Origin of the sequence: Aquamicrobium segne, from assembly GCF_042656785.1 — a bacterium.
GTDB classification, from domain to species: Bacteria; Pseudomonadota; Alphaproteobacteria; order Rhizobiales; family Rhizobiaceae; genus Mesorhizobium; species Mesorhizobium segne.
The window spans coordinates 572-1,191 of record NZ_JBHSLL010000035.1 but is presented as its reverse complement, the minus strand read 5'-3'; the positions used below and the strand labels follow the sequence as shown (position 1 = coordinate 1,191).

At 56.0% G+C, this 620-nt stretch carries 2 protein-coding genes; both read right to left on the bottom strand.

Annotation, left to right across the window (positions count from 1 at the left end):
- The coding region (locus ACFPLB_RS11215; protein ID WP_378229625.1) for a type II toxin-antitoxin system RelE/ParE family toxin at positions 1-282 on the bottom strand (282 nt) is incomplete at its 3' end.
- 56 nt (positions 283-338) lie between these two features.
- On the bottom strand, positions 339-620 hold a 282-nt coding region (locus ACFPLB_RS11210), incomplete at its 5' end, for a helix-turn-helix domain-containing protein (protein ID WP_378229623.1).

Here is a 620-nt window from a genome sequence, read left to right as displayed (position 1 = left end):
GATGAACCCGGAAAGCACGATTATTGCTTCGTCGTGAATGCAGAACAGAGTTCTGGCAATCCGCTTGCTCGGCAGCGTCGTCCTTACTTCCCACAGGCCATCCTTCAGAGACCTGCACAGCGGCATCCCCACCGGCCAACGGAACTGTACGCGCATCAAATCCAGTCCGATCGCTTGTCGATCTTCGGCTTCCAGATCTTGAAGCCAGTCGCGGACCACTTCGGTTCCGCTCGATGTTCGATAGAAAACAACCGGTATCTGCTTTGGTTTATCGTCGGCCATACCGCCTCATATATGGGTCATGTACCATATAATGTTCAATCCTGCAATTCAAGGAATCACAGAACTCCCCAGGCACGGTATCGTCCCCTCCCGGTCAACTCCCTTATGCCGAGTTCCGAAATCAGGTTGAGAGCGCCTCGCGGCGTTACCTTGACGACTTTCGCCACCATCGCAGCGGAGACCATCGGCCGAGACAGGACAAGATCGATAGCCGATGGCAGGCTGCTGGATGCGCGACGGCCGATCAGTTTTCTTTCCATCAGGGCTTGCGCCTGCTGTAAGCGCACCAGTTCGCGCATGCCGGCATCTGCCGCTGCCGCCATTGCATCTAGAAACGC